Origin of the sequence: Leifsonia sp. NPDC058248 (genome assembly GCF_042881905.1) — a bacterium.
Lineage (GTDB): Bacteria > Actinomycetota > Actinomycetes > Actinomycetales > Microbacteriaceae > Leifsonia.
In genome coordinates this window covers 1-18849 of sequence record NZ_JBHVXB010000015.1, presented here as the reverse complement: position 1 = coordinate 18849, position 18849 = coordinate 1, and the positions used below count along the sequence as shown (strand labels likewise).

The following is an 18849-nucleotide window of genomic DNA, read 5'->3' as shown; positions in this document are numbered from 1 at the left end:
GCGTGAGCATCTACTCTGAACGCCCCTGGCTGCCGAACTACGCCCCGGGCGTCCCCTCCGATGTCGAACCGCCCGCCGGTTCCCTCGCCCACCTCATCGACGAGTCGGTCGCCACGTACGGCGCGAACGTCGCCCTCGAGTTCTTCGGAGCGACGACGACCTACGCCCAGCTCGGCGAGCAGATCGCGCGCGCCGCGGAGGGGCTGCGCAAGCTGGGGGTCCGCAAGGGGGACCGGGTCGCGCTCGTGCTGCCCAACTGCCCGCAGCACGTCGTAGCCTTCTACGCGGCGTTGCGCCTCGGAGCCGTGGTCATCGAGCACAACCCGCTCTACACGGCCCGCGAGCTGCGCCACCAGTTCGAAGACCACGGCGCCCAGGTCGCCATCGTGTGGGACAAGGTCGCGAAGACCGTGCAAGACCTGCCGGCCGACCTCGGCGTCACCACCGTCGTGTCGATCGACATCACGCGCGGGATGCCCGCCTCGAAACGTTTCGCCCTGCGACTGCCCGTGCCGGCGGCGCGCAAGGCCCGCGAACAGCTCACGGCCAAGGTCTCCGGCACGGTGACGTGGGAGACGCTCCTCTCCTCGAAGAAGCTGAAGGCGTCGTACCCTCGGCCGGAACGCGACGACCTTGCGCTCATCCAGTACACCAGTGGCACCACGGGGCAGCCCAAGGGGGCGATGCTCACCCACCTCAACCTCGGTGTCAATGCGGCGCAGGCCAGGGCCTGGGTGCCGTCGATCGAGCGCGGCACGTCGGTGGTCTACGCCGTGCTCCCACTCTTCCACGCCTACGGTCTGACGCTGTGCCTGACCTTCGCGATGAGTATGGGCTCGCGGCTGGTGCTGTTCCCGAAGTTCGACCCGGACCTGGTGCTGGATGTGGTCAAGAAGCATCCGGCCACCTTCCTGCCCGCGGTCCCGCCGATCTACGAGCGACTGGTCGCGGCTGCCGAGAAGCGCAAGGTCTCGCTCTCCGGGATCGAGATCGCCATCTCGGGCGCGATGAGCCTGCCGCAGAGCATCGTGAAGCTCTGGGAGAGCAAGACGGGCGGCTACCTGGTCGAGGGTTACGGGCTCTCCGAGTGCTCGCCGGTGCTGATGGCGAACCCCGTGGGCAGCACCCGCCGCGAAGGGACGGTCGGGCTCGCCCTGCCGGGCACCGAGCTGCGCGTCGTCGACCCAGACGACCCGTCGACCGACCGCGCGTTCGGCGAGGAGGGCGAACTGCTGGCGCGCGGACCGCAGGTCTTCTCGGGCTACTGGCGCAAGACCGACGAGACGGCCACGGTCTTCGCCGACGACGGCTGGTTCCGTACCGGGGACATCGTCACCATGGATGAGGACGGCTACGTGCGGATCGTCGACCGCATCAAGGAGCTCATCGTCACCGGCGGCTTCAACGTGTCCCCCACCGAGGTCGAAGACGCCGTGCGGGCGTTCGAGGGCGTCGCCGACGTCGCGGTCGTGGGCCTTCCCAGCCCGCGCGGCGGTGAGGACGTGGTGGCCGCGGTCGTCACGGAGCCGGGCGCTTCGTTCGACGAGGCCGCCATCCGGGCGTTCGCCCGCGACTCGCTGACCGCCTACAAGGTGCCCAAGCACGTGGTGCAGGTCGACGAGCTCCCGCGGTCCATCGTGGGCAAGGTCATCCGGCGCAAGGTGCGCGACCAGCTCCTCGCCGGCCAGGCAGGCGCCGGCCAGACGGGTGCAGCTCGCCCCGGCGCCGGCTAGCCGATCGGGAACACCAGCAGAGAGCCGCTTGCCGTCGCCACCGCTTTGCCCGACGCGTCCGTGACCGTCCCCTCGGCGAAGGCGACCCGGTTGCCGGGCTTCGTCACCGTGGCCACGCATGTCAGGGGTCCGGAGCCGGCGAGCACGGGCCGCAGATAGTTCACCTTGATCTCGATCGAGGTGTAGCCCTGGCCCTGGGGCAGCGTCGTCTGCACCGCGCATCCGAGAGCCGAATCGAGCAGCGTGCACACCAGCCCGCCGTGCACGGTCCCGATCGGGTTGTAATGCGACTCGTCCGGGTCGCACACGAAGGTCGCCGTCCCCGGAGCCGCCTCCGTGAGCCTCATGCTCATCAGGCTGGTGATCGGCGGAGGCGGGAGCTCACCGTCGAGCATCGACCTCAGGTAGTCGAGCCCGCTCATGGTGGGCATCACCGCGACGCCGGGCGCCGGGTCCTCCCATTCGACGAGCCGTGTGCGTTCGGTCACGCGTCATCCTTTCTGTCGTGGTCGGCGGAGCGCCTGAGGTCGGGATTGTGCTCGGGGTCGCGCGGCAGGCTCGGGTCGGCGGGCGGCAGCTCCGACGGCTCCTCGACCGGCTCGAGTGTCTCCGCGTTGACCGCGATCCGTCCGGGAGGGAGGTTGGAGAGGTCGGGGGCGATCAGGGTCGCCTCTCTGCCGGAGTCGGGAAGCCCGAAGCTGGGCCCGCCGGCCGGTGCGAGCACGAGGTCGTCCGAGCGGCGTGGAAGCGTCCGGCCGCGGAAGTAGTCGGGCTTGCGCCACCACCAGATCCCCATGAGCACCACGCCGATGAGCAGGCCGCCGATACCGACGACCGCCTCAGCGCCGATCCCGAAGATCGTCACGTTCTTGCCGTTGTCGTCGACCAGCCAGTCCGGCGCCGCGAAGTTGATCAGCCCGTAGACGAACACCCAGAGGAGCATGATCCCGCCGACCAGCGGGAACAGGCCGCGCATGATGGCGTGACGGAACGAGGTGAAGAGGGTCTTGCGGTAGTACCAGACGCAGGCGAAGCCGGTGAGACCGTAGTAGAAGGCGATCATCAGGCCGATCGAGCCGATCAGCGCGTTGAGCAGCACCGGGCTGATGAACGTGAAGATCAGGTAGAAGACGGCCGAGACGATGCCCATGCCGATCGTCGACCAGGTCGGGGTGAGGAACTTCGGGTGGATCCGGGCGAACCGCTCCGGGATCGCCTTGTACGCGGCCATCGAGAGCGCCGTGCGCGCGGTCGGCAGGATGGTGGTCTGTGTGGAGGCGGACGCCGAGGTGAGGATCGAGAAGCCGAGCAGCGCCATCAGGATCGATCCGACGACACCGCCGCCGAACAGGGTCGGGCCGATCGCCGCGAAGACGTCGTTCGAGTTGTCCGGGTTGGCGAGCCCGATGCCCTTGTCGCCCACCCCGGCGAACGCGATGGCTGCGACCGTGACGACGGCGTAGGTCGCGAGGAGGAGCAGCGTGCTGATGATCGCCGCGCGGCCGGGCGTCTTCCCGGGGTCCTTCGTCTCCTCGTTGATCGAGACCGCGGTGTCCCAGCCCCAGTAGATGAAGATCGCAGTGAGCATGGCGGGAGCGATCGTCTGGCTGAAGTCGAGCGTGAACGGATTGAACCAGTTCCACTGCGGGATCAGCGAGTACGGCTCCGCGTTGCCGGTGTAGACCTTCACCAGCGCGAACACCGCGAAGAAGATCAGGATGAGCACCTCGAACGAGAGCAGCACGTACTGCAGGCGCGCTGAGATCTCGATGCCGCGGTAACAGATCCAGGTCATGACGGCGATCCAGAGCAGACCGGCGATCGTGGTCGCGACGGTGTTGTTCGCGAGCTCCGCCACCTGCGGGAGGCCGAAGCTCCCGACGAACGTGAACGAATACGCTCCGGCGATCGCCGCGAGGTTCGCCATCACGATCACGTCGGCGACGATGATGCCCCAGCCGCCCATCCAGCCGGTGATCGGCCCGAAAGCCCTGGTCGCCCACGTGAACGTGGTGCCGCAGTCGGGCTCCGCCTTGTTCAGCTCCTGGTACGCCACCGCGATGAGGTACATCGGGATGAACGCCAGCAGGACGATGCCGGGCGCCTTCACCCCCGCTGCCAACGTGCCGCCGACCACGATGAAGCCGAGGCTCGCGGCGAGGCTGTACGCGGGAGCGGTCGAGGCCACGCCGACGACGACGGCGGAGGTGAGGCCCAGGGCACCGTCTTTCAGCCCTTTGGACTCCACTTGTTCGGGTCTGGAGGTTCCGGTCGCACTCATCATGCTCTCCCACCGACACGGGTCCACTCACCGATGAGCGGGCCGGCTGGACTCAGGCTAACTCCGAAACGCCCGAAATGGGATCAGCCGGCGGCAGCTTCGTCTGCGAGACGGCTCAGCCGCCGACGAGCGGCCAGCTCGGCCTGGGTGGCGGGCCCGAGGAGAGTCCCGGCGCCGTCGAGCACGAGCGCGGTCGCCCGGTGCAGCGGAAGCGCGCGCTCCCACGGGGTGATCGGATAGCCGAGGAGGGCACGATGCTCCGGTTCCAGCGTCGAGACAGCGGCCCGGAACAGCACGCGGTACGTCGGCCGGAGCATCCGGCGCAGTGGAGGCCTGCGCACGAACCGGACGATCTCGTCGACTTCGGCGCCGCCCCGGAGCTCGCCGGCTCGCGTGAACGCGGCGAGCTGGTCGCGCAGCCCGGCCACGCTCCGCGGCGGGTTCGCGACGCCCATCAGCTCGCCCGCCGTCGCCCACTCGGCCACGTAGGCGTCGCCGCCGCCCGGGATGGGGCCGCCCCAGCGCTCATGCGCCGCGAGGAACGAGTCGGTGAAGGCGAGGTGCACCCACGACGCGAGGTCGGGATCGTTCGCCGCGTACGGGCGGAGCATCCCGTGCCCGTCGCGGTACGTGCCCGTCACCCGCTCGTGCATCGCCCTGACCATCGTCGAGCCCGCGATGGCCTGCTCTGTTCCGCCGTAGGTCACGGTGTGGATCCACCGGATGGTCCCGGCGAGCCGGCCGAGCGGATCCTCCTTGTAGCGGGAGAACTCGCGCACTCCGGCGAGGGCCCCCGGATGCAGCGCCTGCAGCAGCAGCGCACGCACACCGGCGACCAGCGTCGGCATGCCGCCGTGCACGACCCAGCATGCGCTCTGCGGTCCGAAGCAGCCCGCGTCGAGGCCATCGCCGAGGGCGAGCACCCACGCCGGCACCTCGTCGGACTGACCGGCGAGCGTCTCGATCAGCCTCGAACGGACGGGGCCGAGAACACCGGTCATCCGGTCGCCACGTCGAGGCCGAGCCCGTCGACCACCTGCGCGCCGGGCAGTTCGCCGAGCATCCGGCCGGGAAGGAGGATCTTGGATCGGCGAACACCGGAGCCGATGATCACCACGTCGGTGTCGGCCACGCGGCGGTCGACGTAGACCGGCCACTCGGCGGGCAGACCGATCGGGGTGATGCCGCCGTACTCCATTCCGGTGAGCTCGACCGCGCGGTCCATCGAGAGGAACGAGGCCTTGCGCACGTCGAGCAGCCGCTTGACGGCGTTGTTCACGTCGGCACGCGTCGTCGACAGCACGACGCACGCCGCGATCTTCTCGACGCCTTCGCGCTTGCCCGCCACGACGACGCAGTTGGCGAGGGTGGCGGCGTCGAGTCCGAACTGCTCCCGGGTGGCGGCCGTGTCGGACACCGACGGGTCGATCTCGACCACACCGACGTCGTCCAGCAGCCCGGCGACGGTGAGCGCTCCGGCGGTGGTCAGCGCCAGCAGCGCGGTGTCCGAGGATGCGGGAACCGTGGTCAGACCACCGAGTGTGAAGACGCCCATGTTCCTAATGTGCAGCACCCACGTCGGGAACGCCAACCGGATCCGACACCTTCACAGCCGCTCGTCGGTCACAGCCGCTTGAACATCACCGTCGTGCCGCCGAGGGTGCCGTCCGGACTCACTGCGAAATCGGGGATGACCCCGACGGCCTGCCAGCCCCAGCGGCGGTACAGGCTCTCGGCCAGGCTGCCGGTGTGCGTGTCGAGCACGAGCAGCGTGAGGCCCTCTGCCGCGGCGTACTCCTCCAGTGCGGCCAGCAGCGCCGGCGCGATGCCGCGCCCGCGCCCGTCGCGGTGCACCATCAGCTTGATGACCTCGGCGCGGTGCGGCCCGTTGAGCTTCGACGCGCGCACCAGCGTGATGGTGCCCAGGATGCGCTCCCCGTCTCGGGCGAGCCAGGTCACGGACCCGGGATCGGCGAGTACCCCCGACCACCAGAGCTCCGCCTCGGCAAGCGTGGGCGGCTCGATCCAGCCCACGCTCGCTCCGCCCTCGATCGTGTCGATCAGCACCGGCGCGAGTGCGGAGGCGATCGCCTCCACCTCGTGACCGCCGGCCTGCTCGATCGCGATCGAGGGCACCCGGGGACTACTCCGCGCTTCCGGCGCGCTCGAGCACCAGCTCGCGCACCCGGGCGGCGTCGGCCTGCCCCTTCATCGCCTTCATGACGGCACCGATCACCGCGCCGGCCGCCTGCACCTTGCCGTCGCGGATCTTCGCGAGCACGTCGGGCTGCGCCTGCAGCGCCTCGTCGATGGCCGCGATCAGGGCGCCGTCGTCCGACACCACCGCGAGCCCGCGGGCGTCGACGACCTCCTGCGGCGATCCTTCGCCGGCGATCACGCCTTCGAGCACCTGGCGCGCCAGCCGGTCCGTGAGCGTTCCGGCGTCGACGAGCTTCGCGACCTCGGCCACGTGCTCGGCCGAGACCAGCGAGCCGGCGGAGACCCCCTGCGCGTTGGCGAGGCGGGCGATCTCACCTGTCCACCACTTGCGCGCGGCCGCCGGGCTCGCTCCGGAGGCGATGGTCGCCTCGACCTCGTCGAGCAGGTCGGCGTTGGCGACGTCCTGGAACTCGAGCGCGGTGAAGCCCCACTCGGCCGTCAGGCGCTTGCGGCGGACCGTCGGCTGCTCGGGCAGCGTGGCACGCAGCTCCTCGACCCATTCGCGCGCCGGCGCGACGGGGACCAGGTCGGGCTCCGGGAAGTACCGGTAGTCGTCGGCGTCGCTCTTCGGGCGCCCGGCGCTCGTGGTGCCGGTGTCTTCGTGCCAGTGCCGGGTCTCCTGCACGATCACTCCGCCCGCGACGAGGATGGCCGCCTGACGCTGGATCTCGTAACGCACGGCGCGCTCGACCGAGCGCAGCGAGTTGACGTTCTTCGTCTCGGTGCGCGTTCCGAGCGTGCCGGAGCCGCGCGGGCGGAGGGACACGTTCGCGTCGCAGCGCACGTTGCCCTCTTCCATGCGGGCGTTCGAGATGCCGAGCCCTTTCACGATGTCCCGGATCGCCCGCACGTAGGTGCGGCCGAGCTCCGGGGCGTCCGACTCGGCGCCCTCGATCATCTTGGTGACGATCTCCACCAGCGGCACGCCGCCGCGGTTGTAGTCGACCAGCGAGTAGTCGGCGCCCTGGATGCGGCCGGTCGCACCGCCCACGTGGGTCAGCTTGCCGGCGTCCTCCTCCATGTGCGCACGCTCGATCTCGACCGTGACCTCGCGGCCGTCCTCCAGCTCGATGGTCACCCGGCCGTCGAAGGCGATCGGCTCGTCGTACTGCGACGTCTGGAAGTTCTTCGCCGTGTCGGGGTAGAAGTAGTTCTTGCGCGCGAAGCGGCTGTACTCGGCGATCTGGCAATCGAGCGCCAGACCCAGCCGGATGCTCGACTCGATCGCCTTCGCGTTGACCTGCGGCAGCCCGCCCGGAAGCCCGAGACAGGTGGGGCAGGTGTTCGTGTTCGCACCGGAGCCGAACTCGTTGGCGCAGCCGCAGAACATCTTCGACTTGGTGTTGAGCTCGACGTGCACCTCGAAGCCGAGCACCGGCTCGAAGAGCTCGAGGGCCTCGTCGAAGTCCATCAGTTCCGCTTTGGCCATCAGACGGCTCCCTCTTCGCTCGCGAACATCTCAGTGGCGCTCAGGTCGGGCGCCTGGCTCAGCAGGGTGTGACCCCACTTCTGCTCCAGGAGCTGTTCCAGTGCGGCGCCGATCGTGTACAGCCGCGCGTCGGCGCGGGCCGGTGTCATCAGCTGCAGGCCGACGGGCAGTCCGTCTTCCGGCGCCAGACCGATCGGCAGGCCCATGCCGGGCACGCCGGCGAGGTTGGCCGGGATGGTCGTGACGTCGTTGAGGTACATCGCCATCGGGTCGGCCAGCTTCTCGCCGAACTTGAAGGCAGTGGTCGGCGCGCTCGGGCTGACCAGCACATCCACCTTCTCGAAGGCGGCGGCGAAGTCGCGCTGGATGAGCGTGCGCACCTTCTGCGCACTGCCGTAGTAGGCGTCGTAGTACCCGGCGCTCAGCGCGTAGGTCCCGAGGATGATGCGGCGCTTGACCTCGGGGCCGAACCCGGCGTCGCGGGTGGAGGCCATGACGCGCTCGACGGTCACCGGCGGGTCCTTCGGGTCGACCCGCAGCCCGAAGCGCACCGAGTCGAAGCGCGCCAGGTTGCTGGAGGCCTCTGCCGGCAGGATCAGGTAGTACGCGGCGACTGCGTACTCGAAGCTCGGGGCGCTCACCTCGACGACCTCGGCGCCGGCGCTCTGGAGCAGGGCGAGCGCCTCGTCGAAGCGCTGCGTGACGCCCGCCTGGAAGCCCGTGCCGGAGAGCTCCTTGATCACGCCGACCCGCACGCCGCGGAGGGCGCCGTCGACGACCCCCGCGCGCGCGGCATCCGCCATCGAGGGCCAGCTGTCGCTGAGCGAGGTGGAGTCGAGCGGGTCGTGGCCACCGATCACGTCGTGCAGCAGCGCGGCGTCGAGAACGGTGCGCGAGACGGGGCCGACCTGGTCGAGCGAGCTCGCAAGTGCGATCGCGCCGTAACGGCTGACGCCGCCGTAGGTGGGCTTGACGCCGACCGAGCCGGTCACCGCGGCAGGCTGACGGATCGAGCCGCCGGTGTCGGAGCCGAGGGCCAGAGGCGCCTCGAACGCGGCGACGGCAGCGGCCGAACCGCCGCCGGAACCGCCGGGGATGCGCTCCAGGTCCCACGGGTTGCGGGTGGGGCCGTACGCCGAGTGCTCGGTCGAGGAGCCCATGGCGAACTCGTCCATGTTGGTCTTGCCGAGGAGCACGAGGTCGGCCTCGCGGAGCTTGCGGACCACGGTGGCGTCGTACGGCGGCAGGTAGCCCTCGAGGATCTTCGACCCCGCGGTGGTGGGCATGTCGTTCGTGACGAGCACGTCTTTGACGGCGACGGGGACGCCCGCGAGAGGGCCGAGCCGCTCACCGGATGCACGGCGCTCGTCGACGGCGGCGGCGGTGGCGAGTGCCTTCTCGCCGGCCACATGCAGGAAGGCGTGCACGTCGGCGTCGACGGACTCGATGCGGTCGAGGTGGGCGCGTGTGGCGTCGACCGACGACACGTCGCCCGAGGCGAGGAGGCCGGAGAGGGCCGAGGCGGAGAGCCTGGTCAGGTCTGTCATCTGCGGGGCTCCTACTCTTCGTCCAGGATGGGCGCGACCTTGAACTTGTCGCCGAGGCGGTCGGGTGCGCCGGAGAGCGCCTGCTCGACCGTGAGCGACGGGACCACGACATCCGGGCGGAACACGTTGGTGAGCGGCATCGGGTGGCTGGTGGCGGGAACGTTCGGTCCGGCGACCTCGGTCACCTTGGCGACCGCTTCCACGATCTGGCCGAGGTCGCTCGTCAGGCTCTCGATCTCTTCGGTGCTGAGGTCGATCCGGGCGAGACTCGCCAGGTGCGCGACCTGCTCTGCACTAATTTCGGACATGCGTCTCCGTGCTGTGCGTCGGTGGGTGGATACGTCAATTCTATTCAGTCGTTCCGGGGAGACCGACTCCCCGGCTTTCGACCCGGCCGAACGCGTTCGATCCGACGCTCACGATCGGTCGACCCAGCGTGCGGCGTTCTGCACCGTCGGCGGTGCGGTCGGCGTCGTGTCGCTCATCACCAGTCGGCCGAGGTCGATTCCGATCAGGGCCAGGTTGCGCATGCACTCCGTGCCGGCCGTGAAGTACTCGTTGTGCCCCGAAGAGCCGGAGAGCTTCGCGGCGGTGAGGGGGTCGACCCCGCCGTCGACGCCCATCCGCTGCGCTCCGTACGACGGCGACCCGGGGTCGCTGCCGAAGAAGGCGCTGTGCACGATCGGGTCGAGGCTCGCCTGGCCGACGAAGACGTTGCCGCCGCGCACGCTCAGCGCTCGGACGGACTGCGCGTCACTGCCCGGCGAGCCCATCAGCGCCAGGGCGTCGACGGTGACCGTATGCCGCTGCAGCGCGAGCAGCGCTGCGGTCGAGCCGTAGGAGTGCGCGAACACGCTCAGGTAGGGCGGGTCGCCTTGGCGCATCGCCTGCAGCCCCTCGAGCGTCCGCTCCAGGCTGTTCGCTCCCTGCGTGGCGAGCGCCAGGCCGCCGATGTTCATGAGCACCGGTGTCTGGTAGCCGATCCAGGCGACCGTCGCGACGCCCGGAATGCTGTGGCCGCCCCGCGGTCCGAGCACGCGGCGCAGCCAGTCGGTCTGCTGGTCGTAGAGGTTCTGTGCGGTCTTCGCCCAGTCGACCACCTGCTCGCCGACGGACATGTACATCCCGGGCACGAGCACACTCACGTAGTGCGCCGTCGCCAGGTCGCCGATCACGATCGACGCGCGGGCGTCGGCCGACGTGTCGAGCGCGACGAGGGTGCGCTTCACGCCGTCCTTCGAGGCCAGCGCCTTCTTCACATTCGCGAGGGTGCTGAGCTGACGCTGCAGCTCGATGCGCACCGCTTTGCCGTGCTCGGTCGTGAGGCGCTTCGTCGTGTCCGCGATCGTGAGCCTGAGGTCGAGAGCGTTGGCCTTGCCGCGCACCGAGTACGGGATGCCCTCCAGATTGCCGATCACATGCGGCGCCGTCTTCACCAGTGCCGACTGCTTCACCGGGTCGAGCAGCCGCCACACACCGCTGACATCTCCGGCCTGGGGTGGATTGGAGAGGAGCCGGTCGAGGTCGGGCCGGTGGGAGTCGACGAAGGCCGGGAGCTCCGAGGCGCTCAGCCGGGTCAGCGACTCGAGGACCGTTCCGCCCGCCAGGGCCGCGGAGCCGTTGCTGCTGCCGGCCGGAGCGTCTCCCACCACCGAGTACGCTGTGGCCGGAGCGGCGTCCGCGGGCACAGCTGTGACCCCGGTCATCCCTGCGATGACCGAGGTTAACGTGACGATAGCTGCAAAGCCGACCAGCACTCCGTCCGGGTCCCTCCGAGAGCGACGAGCTAAGCCCTTGCAGTGCGCCCCGGGCGAGCGCACGCCCTGAGCCTATCGGTAGCTCTCTCCCCCAAGGCTGCTCGTTCTACCCCCTGTTGTGGAGTAGACCAGCCGGTCCCGCCGTAAAAAATGTTGCGCATCCCGCTGTTTCGGCACCGGATGTCCACCCCATGCGCCCGTCGGGTCGAACCGCGTCGGGTCACACGGCGTCGGGCCCGCCTTCGAGCAGTCGGCGGAAGCCGTCGGCGTCGATGATCCGGAGTCCCAGCTGTTCGGCCCTCGCCAATTTGGACCCCGCCCCTGGTCCGGCCGCGACGAAGTCGGTGTTCTTGGAGACGCTCGACGCCGATTTGCCACCGGCGGCGATGATGGCCTCCTGCGCGCCTTCGCGGGTGAACCCGACGAGCGAGCCCGTCGCGACCACCGTGAGCCCGGCGAGCACTCCCCCGGCTTCGGCGGCTGCGCCCGGCCCCGGATGCCCGGGCGTGACGAACTGCACGCCGTCGCGTTCCCAGCGCTCGACGATCTCGCGGTGCCAGTCGGCGTCGAACCAGGCGAGCACCGCGTCGGCGATGATCCCGCCGACGCCGTCGACCGCCGCCAGCTCGTCCCGGGTGGCGGAGCGGATCGCGTCGAGCGAACCGAAGTGGTTGGCGAGGGCGCGTGCGGCGACCGGGCCGACGTGCCGGATGTTCAGGGCCACCAGGATGCGCCACAGGGGCTTGACGCGCGCGGCCGCCAGGTTGGCGAGCAGCTCGGTCGCGTTCTTCGACGGCACGTAGTCGGCGTCGCCCGAGAACTCGGAGGCGTCGGGATCGTACGGGCCGTCTTTCTTCTGGCGTCGTCGGCGGAACGGGGTGTCGGTCTTCTCCTGGCCCGCATCCGTCAGCTTGGCGAGCCCGGTCTCGGGGTCTCTGACGACCACCTGGACCGGGAAGATGTCGGCCATGGTCAGCCCGAACAGTCCCGCCTCGGTCGGCAGCGGCGGGGTCGACGGATGCACGGGCTGGGTGAGCGCCGCGGCGGCGACCTCGCCGAGGGCCTCGATGTCGAGGGCTCCGCGCGAGCCGATGTGCTCGACGCGCCCCCAGACCTGGGCGGGACAGAACTCCGCGTTGGGACAGCGCAGATCGATGTCGCCCTCTTTGGCCGGAGCGAGCTTCGTGCCGCAGATCGGGCAGTTCTCCGGCATCACGAACTCGCGCTCGGTGCCGTCGCGCAGTTCGACCACCGGCCCGAGGACCTCGGGGATGACGTCACCCGCCTTGCGCAGCACCACGGTGTCGCCGATGAGCACGCCCTTGGCCTTCACCACGTCTTGGTTGTGCAGGGTCGCCTGCCGCACTTCGGAACCGGCGACCCGCACCTTCTCCATCACGGCGAACGGCGTCGCACGCCCGGTGCGCCCGATGCTCACGACGATGTCGAGCAGCTTGGTGTTCACCTGCTCCGGCGGGTACTTGTAGGCGATCGCCCAGCGCGGCGCGCGGCTCGTCGCACCCAGTTCATCGTGCAGGGCGAGCTCGTCGACCTTGATGACGATGCCGTCGATCTCGTGCTCGACGCTGTCGCGGTGCTGCCCGTAGTACTCGATGAACTCGGCGGCCTTCTTCGCGCTGTCGACCACGCGGTAGTGCGTGGACGTCGGCAGACCCCACTCCTTCAGCAGCTCGTAGGTCTTCGACTGGCTGTCGACCGGGGGGTTCGCCCACGCGCCGATGCCGTGCACGAGCATGTGCAGGCGGTTCAGCCGGGCGCGCATGAGCGCGAGCTGTGCCGGGTTCTTGCCTTCGGCCTTCTGCCGCAGCGAGCCGCTGGCGGCGTTGCGCGCGTTGGCGAACACTTTCTCGCCCAGGTCGAGCTGGGCGGCGTTGAGCGCCTCGAACTCGGCTACCGGGAAGAACACCTCTCCGCGGACCTCGACGAGCGGCGGATGCCCGGAGCCGCTCAGTCGCGCCGGGATCGCCGGGATGTACCGGATGTTCTCGGTGACGTCTTCGCCGACCACGCCGTCGCCGCGGGTGGCGGCCGAGACGAGCATGCCGTTCTCGTAGCGCAGATTGATGGCGAGCCCGTCGATCTTGAGCTCGCAGAGGTAGTCGACCGCGCGGTCGGAGTCGCGTTCGACTTTGGCGGCCCAGGCCTCGAACTCCGCGATCGAGAAGACGTTGTCGAGGCTGAGCATGCGCTCGGCGTGCTCGACCGGCGCGAACAGCGTGGTCTGGGCGCGACCGCCGACCGTCTGCGTCGGGCTGTCCTGGCTCTGCAGCTCGGGGAAGAGCCGCTCCAGCTCCTCGAGCCGCTGGAGCATCCGGTCGTACTCCTGGTCGCTCACGAGCACGGTGTCGCGCTCGTAGTAGGCGTCCCGGAGTTCGAGGATGCGGGTGGTCAGCGCCTGCGCTTCGGCCTGGGCCGCGCCGAGGTCGTCGTTACTGTCATTCGCCACGCGCCCAGCTTAGGGAATGCCGCCGACACCGCCGAGTCGCCGTGCGCAGAGCCGGCGTCAGCCGACGGGGACGGCGGAGACCGTGCGGTCGATCGTGGTCTGGCCGAGCACGCGCGTGCCGACGTAGACGACGGCCGTCTGGCCGGGGGCGACGCCGTTGAGCGGCATGCCGGGGGTGATCACCAGTTCGGCGGCGCCGTCCTCGCTCGGGCGGACCACTGCGACAGCCGGAACCGGGTCGGCATGGGCGCGGATCTGCACCTCGCAGGCGAACGCTTCGTCCGCGTGCTCCGGCGCGCGGCCGGCCCAGGTGAAGCGGGAGCCGGCGATCTCCGCGATGTCGAGGGCCTCCTTGGGCCCGACGACGACGGTGTTGTCCTTCGGCCGCACCTCGAGCACGAACCGCGGCTTGCCGTCGTCGGACGGGAAACCGATGTTGAGTCCCTTGCGCTGCCCGACCGTGAACGCGTGCGCTCCCTCGTGGCTGCCCAGCCGGGTGCCCTCGCGATCGAGGATGTCGCCCGTCTCGGCGCCGACGCGCTCGGCGAGCCAGCCGCGGGTGTCCCCGTCGGGGATGAAGCAGATGTCGTGCGAGTCCGGCTTGTTCGCCACACTGAAGCCGCGCTCGGCGGCCTCCGCGCGCACCTCGGCCTTCGAGGGCGTCGCGCCGAGCGGGAACATCGCGTGCGCGAGCTGCTCCGACGTGAGCACCCCCAGCACGTACGACTGGTCTTTTGCCCAGGCGCTCGCCCGGTGCAGTTCGCGGTAGCCGTCGGCGTCGGTGAGGATCGTGGCGTAGTGGCCGGTGACCACGGCGTCGAAACCGAGGTCGAGCGCCTTCTCGAGCAGCGCGGCGAACTTGATCTTCTCGTTGCAGCGCATGCACGGGTTGGGGGTGCGGCCGGCGCTGTACTCGGCGATGAAGTCGTCGACGACGTCCAGTTTGAACCGTTCGGAGAAGTCCCACACGTAGTACGGGATGCCGATGATGTTGGCGGCCCGCTGCGCATCCATCGAGTCCTCGATCGTGCAGCAGCCGCGGCTCCCGGTGCGGAGCGTCCCCGGCATCCGGCTGAGCGCCAGGTGCACGCCGACCACGTCGTGTCCGGCGTCGACGGCACGGGCCGCCGCCACCGCGGAATCCACGCCACCGCTCATCGCTGCTAAAACTCTCACCGGAGAATTCTACGACCCCCATGCCGAGTGCGGGCTGGACCACGCGTCACGACAGCCGCGCGCACGCTGGCGCCACGCGGGCGACGCTAGTGGCCGAGGCGCGTCGTGCGCTCGGCGAGACCGGCCCGCGAGGCCTGCTCGTACGCCGCCGGCAGCGCGGCGATCAGCGCGTCCACATCCGCCTCGGTCGTCGTGCGCCCGAGAGTCATGCGCAGGGCGCTGCGGGCGTCGCGGTCGTCTCGCCCCATCGCCAGCAGCACGTGCGACGGCTCCGGGATGCCCGCCTGGCACGCCGAGCCGGTGGAGACGGAGATCCCGGCGAGGTCGAGCAGGAAGAGTAGGGAGTCGCCCTGGGCGCCCGGGAACGTGAAGTGGGCGTTCGACGCGACCCGGTCGGCGTCTCCCGCCGGGAGACCGCTGAGCCGGGCATCCGGAACCGCCGACAGCACCCCGGCGATGAGCCGGTCGCGCAGGGCGGAGAGACGCGCCCGCTCGGCGGCGAGCTCCCCCGCCGCCGCCCGCGCCGCCACCGCGAACGAGACGGCGGCCGCGACGTCCTGGGTGCCGCTGCGCACCTGCCGCTGCTGTCCGCCGCCGTGCACCAGCGGCACGACGCTCGCCGAGCGACCGAGCACCAGGGCGCCGATGCCGACGGGTCCGCCGATCTTGTGGGCCGAGACGCTCAGCGCGCTCACCCCGGCGCGCTCGAGGGATGTGAAGTCGATCGGCACGTGTCCGTAGGCCGCCACCGCGTCGACATGCACCGGAACGCCGTGCTCCGCGGCGAGCGCCGCCAGCCGGGCGACCGGCTCGACGGTGCCCACCTCGTTGTTGACCCAGAGGTACGTCAGCAGGGCGATCGACTGGGGGTCGCGGGCCAGCGCCTCGCGTGCCGCGTCGATCCGGATGCGCCCCTCGGCGTCCAGCGGAAGCCACTCGATCTCGGCCCCCTCGTACCGCTCCAGCCATTCGAGCGAGTCCATCGTGGCGTGGTGCTCGCCCCCGGGAGCCAGGATGCGGCGACGGGGCCGGGAGTCGCCCGCACCGTTCCGTGCCCAGTACAGACCCTTGAGCGCCAGGTTGATGGCCTCGGTCCCGCCGGAGGTGAAGACCACTTCGATCGGGTCGCAGCCGAGCGTGGCCGCCACCGTCTCGCGCGCCTCCTCGAGCATCCGCTTCGCCTGCTGCCCCTGGCTGTGGATCGACGAGGGGTTGCCGACGACGCCCATGGCCTCGGCGTATGCCGCGATGGCCTCCGGGCGCATCGGCGTCGTGGCCGCATGATCCAGGTAGACCGGCACTTCTTCTCCTCGAAACTGAGAGCGCTTGCGTATTCACTACTCTAGATCGCATGACCTCTGCCGATCCTCTGCGCAATCTGGGCATCCGCCTGAGCCAGCACGGGGGCGAGCTGCGCGTGTGGTCGGAGCATGCGGACGGCATGGAGCTGTGCCTCTTCGACGACAAAGACCCCGACTGGCTGGTCAAGACCGTCCCGATGTCGAAGGACGCGAACAACGTCTGGGTCGGACGCTCGCGCACCCTCACCGTCGGAACCCGCTACGCCATCCGCGTCTCGGGTCCGGCGAGCCCGAACAACATGTTCAACCCCGAGACCCTCCTGCTCGACCCGTACGCCCGCGGCCTGGTGCGTGTAGGGCCGAACGAGTGGCGGGGCTGCGTCGTGGAGGACGGCTTCGACTGGGGAGAAGTGCGCAAGCCGGGCATCCCGCTCGATCACACTGTCGTGTACGAGGCACACGTCAAAGGCATCAGCCGACTGAACCCGGATGTCCCGGAGGAGCTGCGCGGAACCTACGCCGGTCTCGCCCACGAGTCGACGATCGGCTATCTGAAGGACCTGGGCGTCACCTCCGTCCAGCTGCTGCCCGTCCAGGCCTTCATCTCGGAGCAGCGGCTGCTGCAGCAGGGCCTCACCAACTACTGGGGCTACAACACTCTCAACTTCTTCGCCCCGCATGCGCCGTATGCGTCGCGCTCGGCTCAGGCCGCCGGCCCGGAGGCGGTGCTCGCCGAGTTCAAGGGCATGGTGAAGCTCCTCCACCAGGCCGGGCTCGAAGTCATCCTCGACGTGGTCTACAACCACACCGCCGAAGAGGGCATCGGCGGGCCGCGCACCAGCTTCCGCGGCATCGACAACGCCACCTACTACCGGCAGGACGAGCACGGCGCGTACATCGACGTCACCGGATGCGGCAACACGCTGAACTTCGGGCACGACGTCCCGGTGCGGCTGGTGCTCGACTCGCTGCGCTACTGGGCGAACGAGATGCAGGTCGACGGATTCCGCTTCGACCTCGCCGCCACCCTCGGACGCGACGGCGACGTCGTGTACACGCCCGAGCATCCACTCCTCCAGGGCATCCTGCACGACCCGCAGCTCGCCGGCGTCAAGATGATCGCCGAGCCGTGGGACGTCGGCATGGGCGGCTGGCAGACCGGCAACTTCCCCGACGGATTCTCCGAGTGGAACGACCGCTACCGCGATCGGGTGCGCAACTTCTGGCTGGCCGATATCGCCGAGGCACGGCGCAACGGTCAGGCTCCCGTCGGCATCGGCGGCTTCGCCACCCGGCTGGCCGGCTCCTCCAACACCTTCTCACCGGAGCGCGGACCGCTCGCCTCGCTGAACTTCGCCACCGCCCACGACGGCTTCACCATGGCCGACCTCACCGCCTACGACGAGAAGCACAACCTCGGCAACGGGGAGAACAACCGCGACGGCACCGACAACAACCGCTCGTTCAACCACGGCATGGAAGGCGTGACGACCGACGAGGCCATCCTCCTGCAGCGGCACAAGGCCATCCGCAACCTGATGGGCACCCTGCTGCTCTCGGCGGGCGTGCCGATGATCACGGCGGGCGACGAGTACGGCCGCAGCCAGCGCGGCAACAACAACGCCTACTGCCAGGACAGCGAACTGACCTGGATGAGCTGGTTGCGCACCCGGGACGAGCGCGAGCTCTACGCCACCACCAAGCGCCTCCTCGAGCTCCGCCGCGCGAACCCCGCACTGCGGCCGAGCGAGTACGCGGTCTTCGGCGAGACGACGAAGAACGCGAGCCACATGGACTGGTTCGACGCGACCGGCGCCCTGATGGACGACGAGGACTGGAACTCCCCCGAGAACCGCACCCTGCAGTACCTGGCGGCGTCGACGCCCGATCAGGAGGAGTTCAACCGGATCCTGCTGATCGTGCACGGCGTGGAGGACGACGTGGAGGTGGCCCTGCCCGTCGCCCCCGGCGTGACCACGTACCAGCTGCTCTGGGACAGCGCGACCGAGGTGCCGATCGAGGAGGACGCGACGGAGTTCGCCCCCGGCACGCGCAGGCTCGTCGGCGGCACGTCGATGCAGCTGTATCGGGCGAACGGTCCCCGCGTCGAGCCCGTCCAGCCGGCCCGGGCGCAGCATCCGACCGAGCGTGAGAGCGACGACGTGCACGCCGGCGACCAGCAGGCCGCGGAGCGCCACGCAGCCGAGGCGCAGGCGAGCGAGAAGCGCGCCGCGCTCCCGCCCGGCGAACAGGCGGGCGCGCACACGGACACCGATCACGCCGTGACGGATCACACCGACTACACGCCGGCGGGCGACACGGACGCGGGCTAGTGGCGAAGCAGAAGGCCTCGGCCGGAACGCCGGCGACGGTCGCGCTGACCGCGGCGGGAATCCCGTTCACCGTGCATCCGTATCACCACGACCCCGCGGCGCCGTCGTTCGGGCTCGAAGCGGCGGAGGCGCTGGGCGTCGAGCCGGAGCGCGTCTTCAAGACCCTGCTGGCCGAAACCGACCTCGGGCTCGTCGTCGGGGTCGTCCCGGTGACCGGGATGCTCGACCTGAAAGCCCTTGCGGCCGCGATCGGAGCCAAGCGGGCCACGATGGCCGACCCCGTCGTCGCCGAACGCCGCACCGGTTACGTCGTCGGCGGCATCAGCCCGGTCGGGCAGAAGACCGAGCATGTGACGGTCGTCGACGAGACCGCGCAGCTGTTCGACACCGTCTTCGTGTCGGGCGGCAAGCGCGGCCTGGACATCGAGCTCACGCCCGGCGACCTCCAGCGCGCGACCGGCGCCCGCTTCGCGCCCCTCGCCAAACCCTGACCGCCCCTGCCCTCCTGCCCCTGCCCACTCGCACGCCCCGCCCCGCGCTCGAGTCCTGAGTTGCTGGGTCGAAACGCGCCGGCTCGACCCAGCAACAGAGGGCTCGATCGCGGG

Annotated in this window: 15 protein-coding genes; 3 read left to right on the top strand and 12 right to left on the bottom strand. The window is 70.1% G+C overall.

All coding sequences use genetic code 11. From position 1 onward, the window contains the following. Window positions 1-2: 2 nt before the first annotated feature. Window positions 3-1733, top strand: coding sequence for a long-chain-fatty-acid--CoA ligase (locus ACFVV5_RS18530; RefSeq protein ID WP_387247064.1), 1731 nt, complete (start codon window positions 3-5; stop codon window positions 1731-1733). Here the strand turns inward: ACFVV5_RS18530 and ACFVV5_RS18525 are convergent. From ACFVV5_RS18525 to ACFVV5_RS18470, 12 genes are all read right to left on the bottom strand, one after another. Next, window positions 1730-2164 (bottom strand): PaaI family thioesterase, encoded by a 435-nt coding sequence (locus tag ACFVV5_RS18525; RefSeq protein ID WP_387247151.1) that lies wholly within the window; start codon window positions 2162-2164, stop codon window positions 1730-1732. The two genes, ACFVV5_RS18530 and ACFVV5_RS18525, sit on opposite strands and share 4 nt — an antisense overlap. Window positions 2165-2217: 53 nt before the next feature. Further along, window positions 2218-4014 (bottom strand): APC family permease, encoded by a 1797-nt coding sequence (locus ACFVV5_RS18520; protein ID WP_387247062.1) that lies wholly within the window; start codon window positions 4012-4014, stop codon window positions 2218-2220. An 83-nt stretch (window positions 4015-4097) separates the two neighbouring features. After that, window positions 4098-5015, bottom strand: a complete 918-nt coding sequence (locus ACFVV5_RS18515) for an oxygenase MpaB family protein (RefSeq protein WP_387247060.1) — start codon at window positions 5013-5015, stop codon at window positions 4098-4100. Then, window positions 5012-5569, bottom strand: a complete 558-nt coding sequence (locus tag ACFVV5_RS18510; RefSeq protein WP_387247058.1) for a YbaK/EbsC family protein — start codon at window positions 5567-5569, stop codon at window positions 5012-5014. The genes ACFVV5_RS18515 and ACFVV5_RS18510 overlap by 4 nt, the downstream gene beginning before the upstream one ends. A gap of 68 nt (window positions 5570-5637) precedes the next feature. Then, window positions 5638-6150 (bottom strand): GNAT family N-acetyltransferase, encoded by a 513-nt coding sequence (locus ACFVV5_RS18505; protein WP_387247056.1) that lies wholly within the window; start codon window positions 6148-6150, stop codon window positions 5638-5640. Between the two features lie 7 nt (window positions 6151-6157). Further along, on the bottom strand, window positions 6158-7663 hold the full coding sequence (gatB, locus tag ACFVV5_RS18500) for an Asp-tRNA(Asn)/Glu-tRNA(Gln) amidotransferase subunit GatB (RefSeq protein WP_387247054.1): 1506 nt from the start codon (window positions 7661-7663) through the stop codon (window positions 6158-6160). Next, window positions 7663-9210, bottom strand: coding sequence for an Asp-tRNA(Asn)/Glu-tRNA(Gln) amidotransferase subunit GatA (gene gatA, locus ACFVV5_RS18495; protein WP_387247053.1), 1548 nt, complete (start codon window positions 9208-9210; stop codon window positions 7663-7665). The genes gatB and gatA overlap by 1 nt, the downstream gene beginning before the upstream one ends. An 11-nt stretch (window positions 9211-9221) precedes the next feature. Beyond that, complete coding sequence (gatC, locus tag ACFVV5_RS18490; protein ID WP_387247052.1) at window positions 9222-9518, bottom strand: Asp-tRNA(Asn)/Glu-tRNA(Gln) amidotransferase subunit GatC; 297 nt, start codon at window positions 9516-9518, stop codon at window positions 9222-9224. 108 nt (window positions 9519-9626) lie between these two features. Continuing rightward, window positions 9627-10916: an alpha/beta hydrolase gene (locus ACFVV5_RS18485; protein WP_387247050.1), complete on the bottom strand. Its 1290-nt coding sequence runs from the start codon at window positions 10914-10916 to the stop codon at window positions 9627-9629. 271 nt (window positions 10917-11187) lie between these two features. After that, window positions 11188-13434 carry an NAD-dependent DNA ligase LigA gene (gene ligA, locus ACFVV5_RS18480; RefSeq protein ID WP_387247048.1) on the bottom strand — a complete coding sequence of 749 codons (2247 nt, stop codon included), beginning with the start codon at window positions 13432-13434 and terminating at the stop codon, window positions 11188-11190. Between the two features lie 57 nt (window positions 13435-13491). Then, the gene (gene mnmA / locus ACFVV5_RS18475) at window positions 13492-14610 is read right to left on the bottom strand and encodes a tRNA 2-thiouridine(34) synthase MnmA (protein WP_387247047.1); all 1119 of its coding nucleotides are present in this window, start codon (window positions 14608-14610) and stop codon (window positions 13492-13494) included. Between the two features lie 86 nt (window positions 14611-14696). Next, window positions 14697-15911: a cysteine desulfurase family protein gene (locus ACFVV5_RS18470; protein ID WP_387247046.1), complete on the bottom strand. Its 1215-nt coding sequence runs from the start codon at window positions 15909-15911 to the stop codon at window positions 14697-14699. Between the two features lie 50 nt (window positions 15912-15961). Here ACFVV5_RS18470 and glgX point away from each other — a divergent pair, with 50 nt between their 5' ends. After that, on the top strand, window positions 15962-18244 hold the full coding sequence (glgX, locus tag ACFVV5_RS18465) for a glycogen debranching protein GlgX (protein ID WP_387247045.1): 2283 nt from the start codon (window positions 15962-15964) through the stop codon (window positions 18242-18244). Beyond that, window positions 18244-18735 carry a Cys-tRNA(Pro) deacylase gene (gene ybaK / locus ACFVV5_RS18460; RefSeq protein WP_387247044.1) on the top strand — a complete coding sequence of 164 codons (492 nt, stop codon included), beginning with the start codon at window positions 18244-18246 and terminating at the stop codon, window positions 18733-18735. Before glgX ends, ybaK begins: the two co-directional genes overlap by 1 nt. Window positions 18736-18849 lie beyond the last annotated feature (114 nt).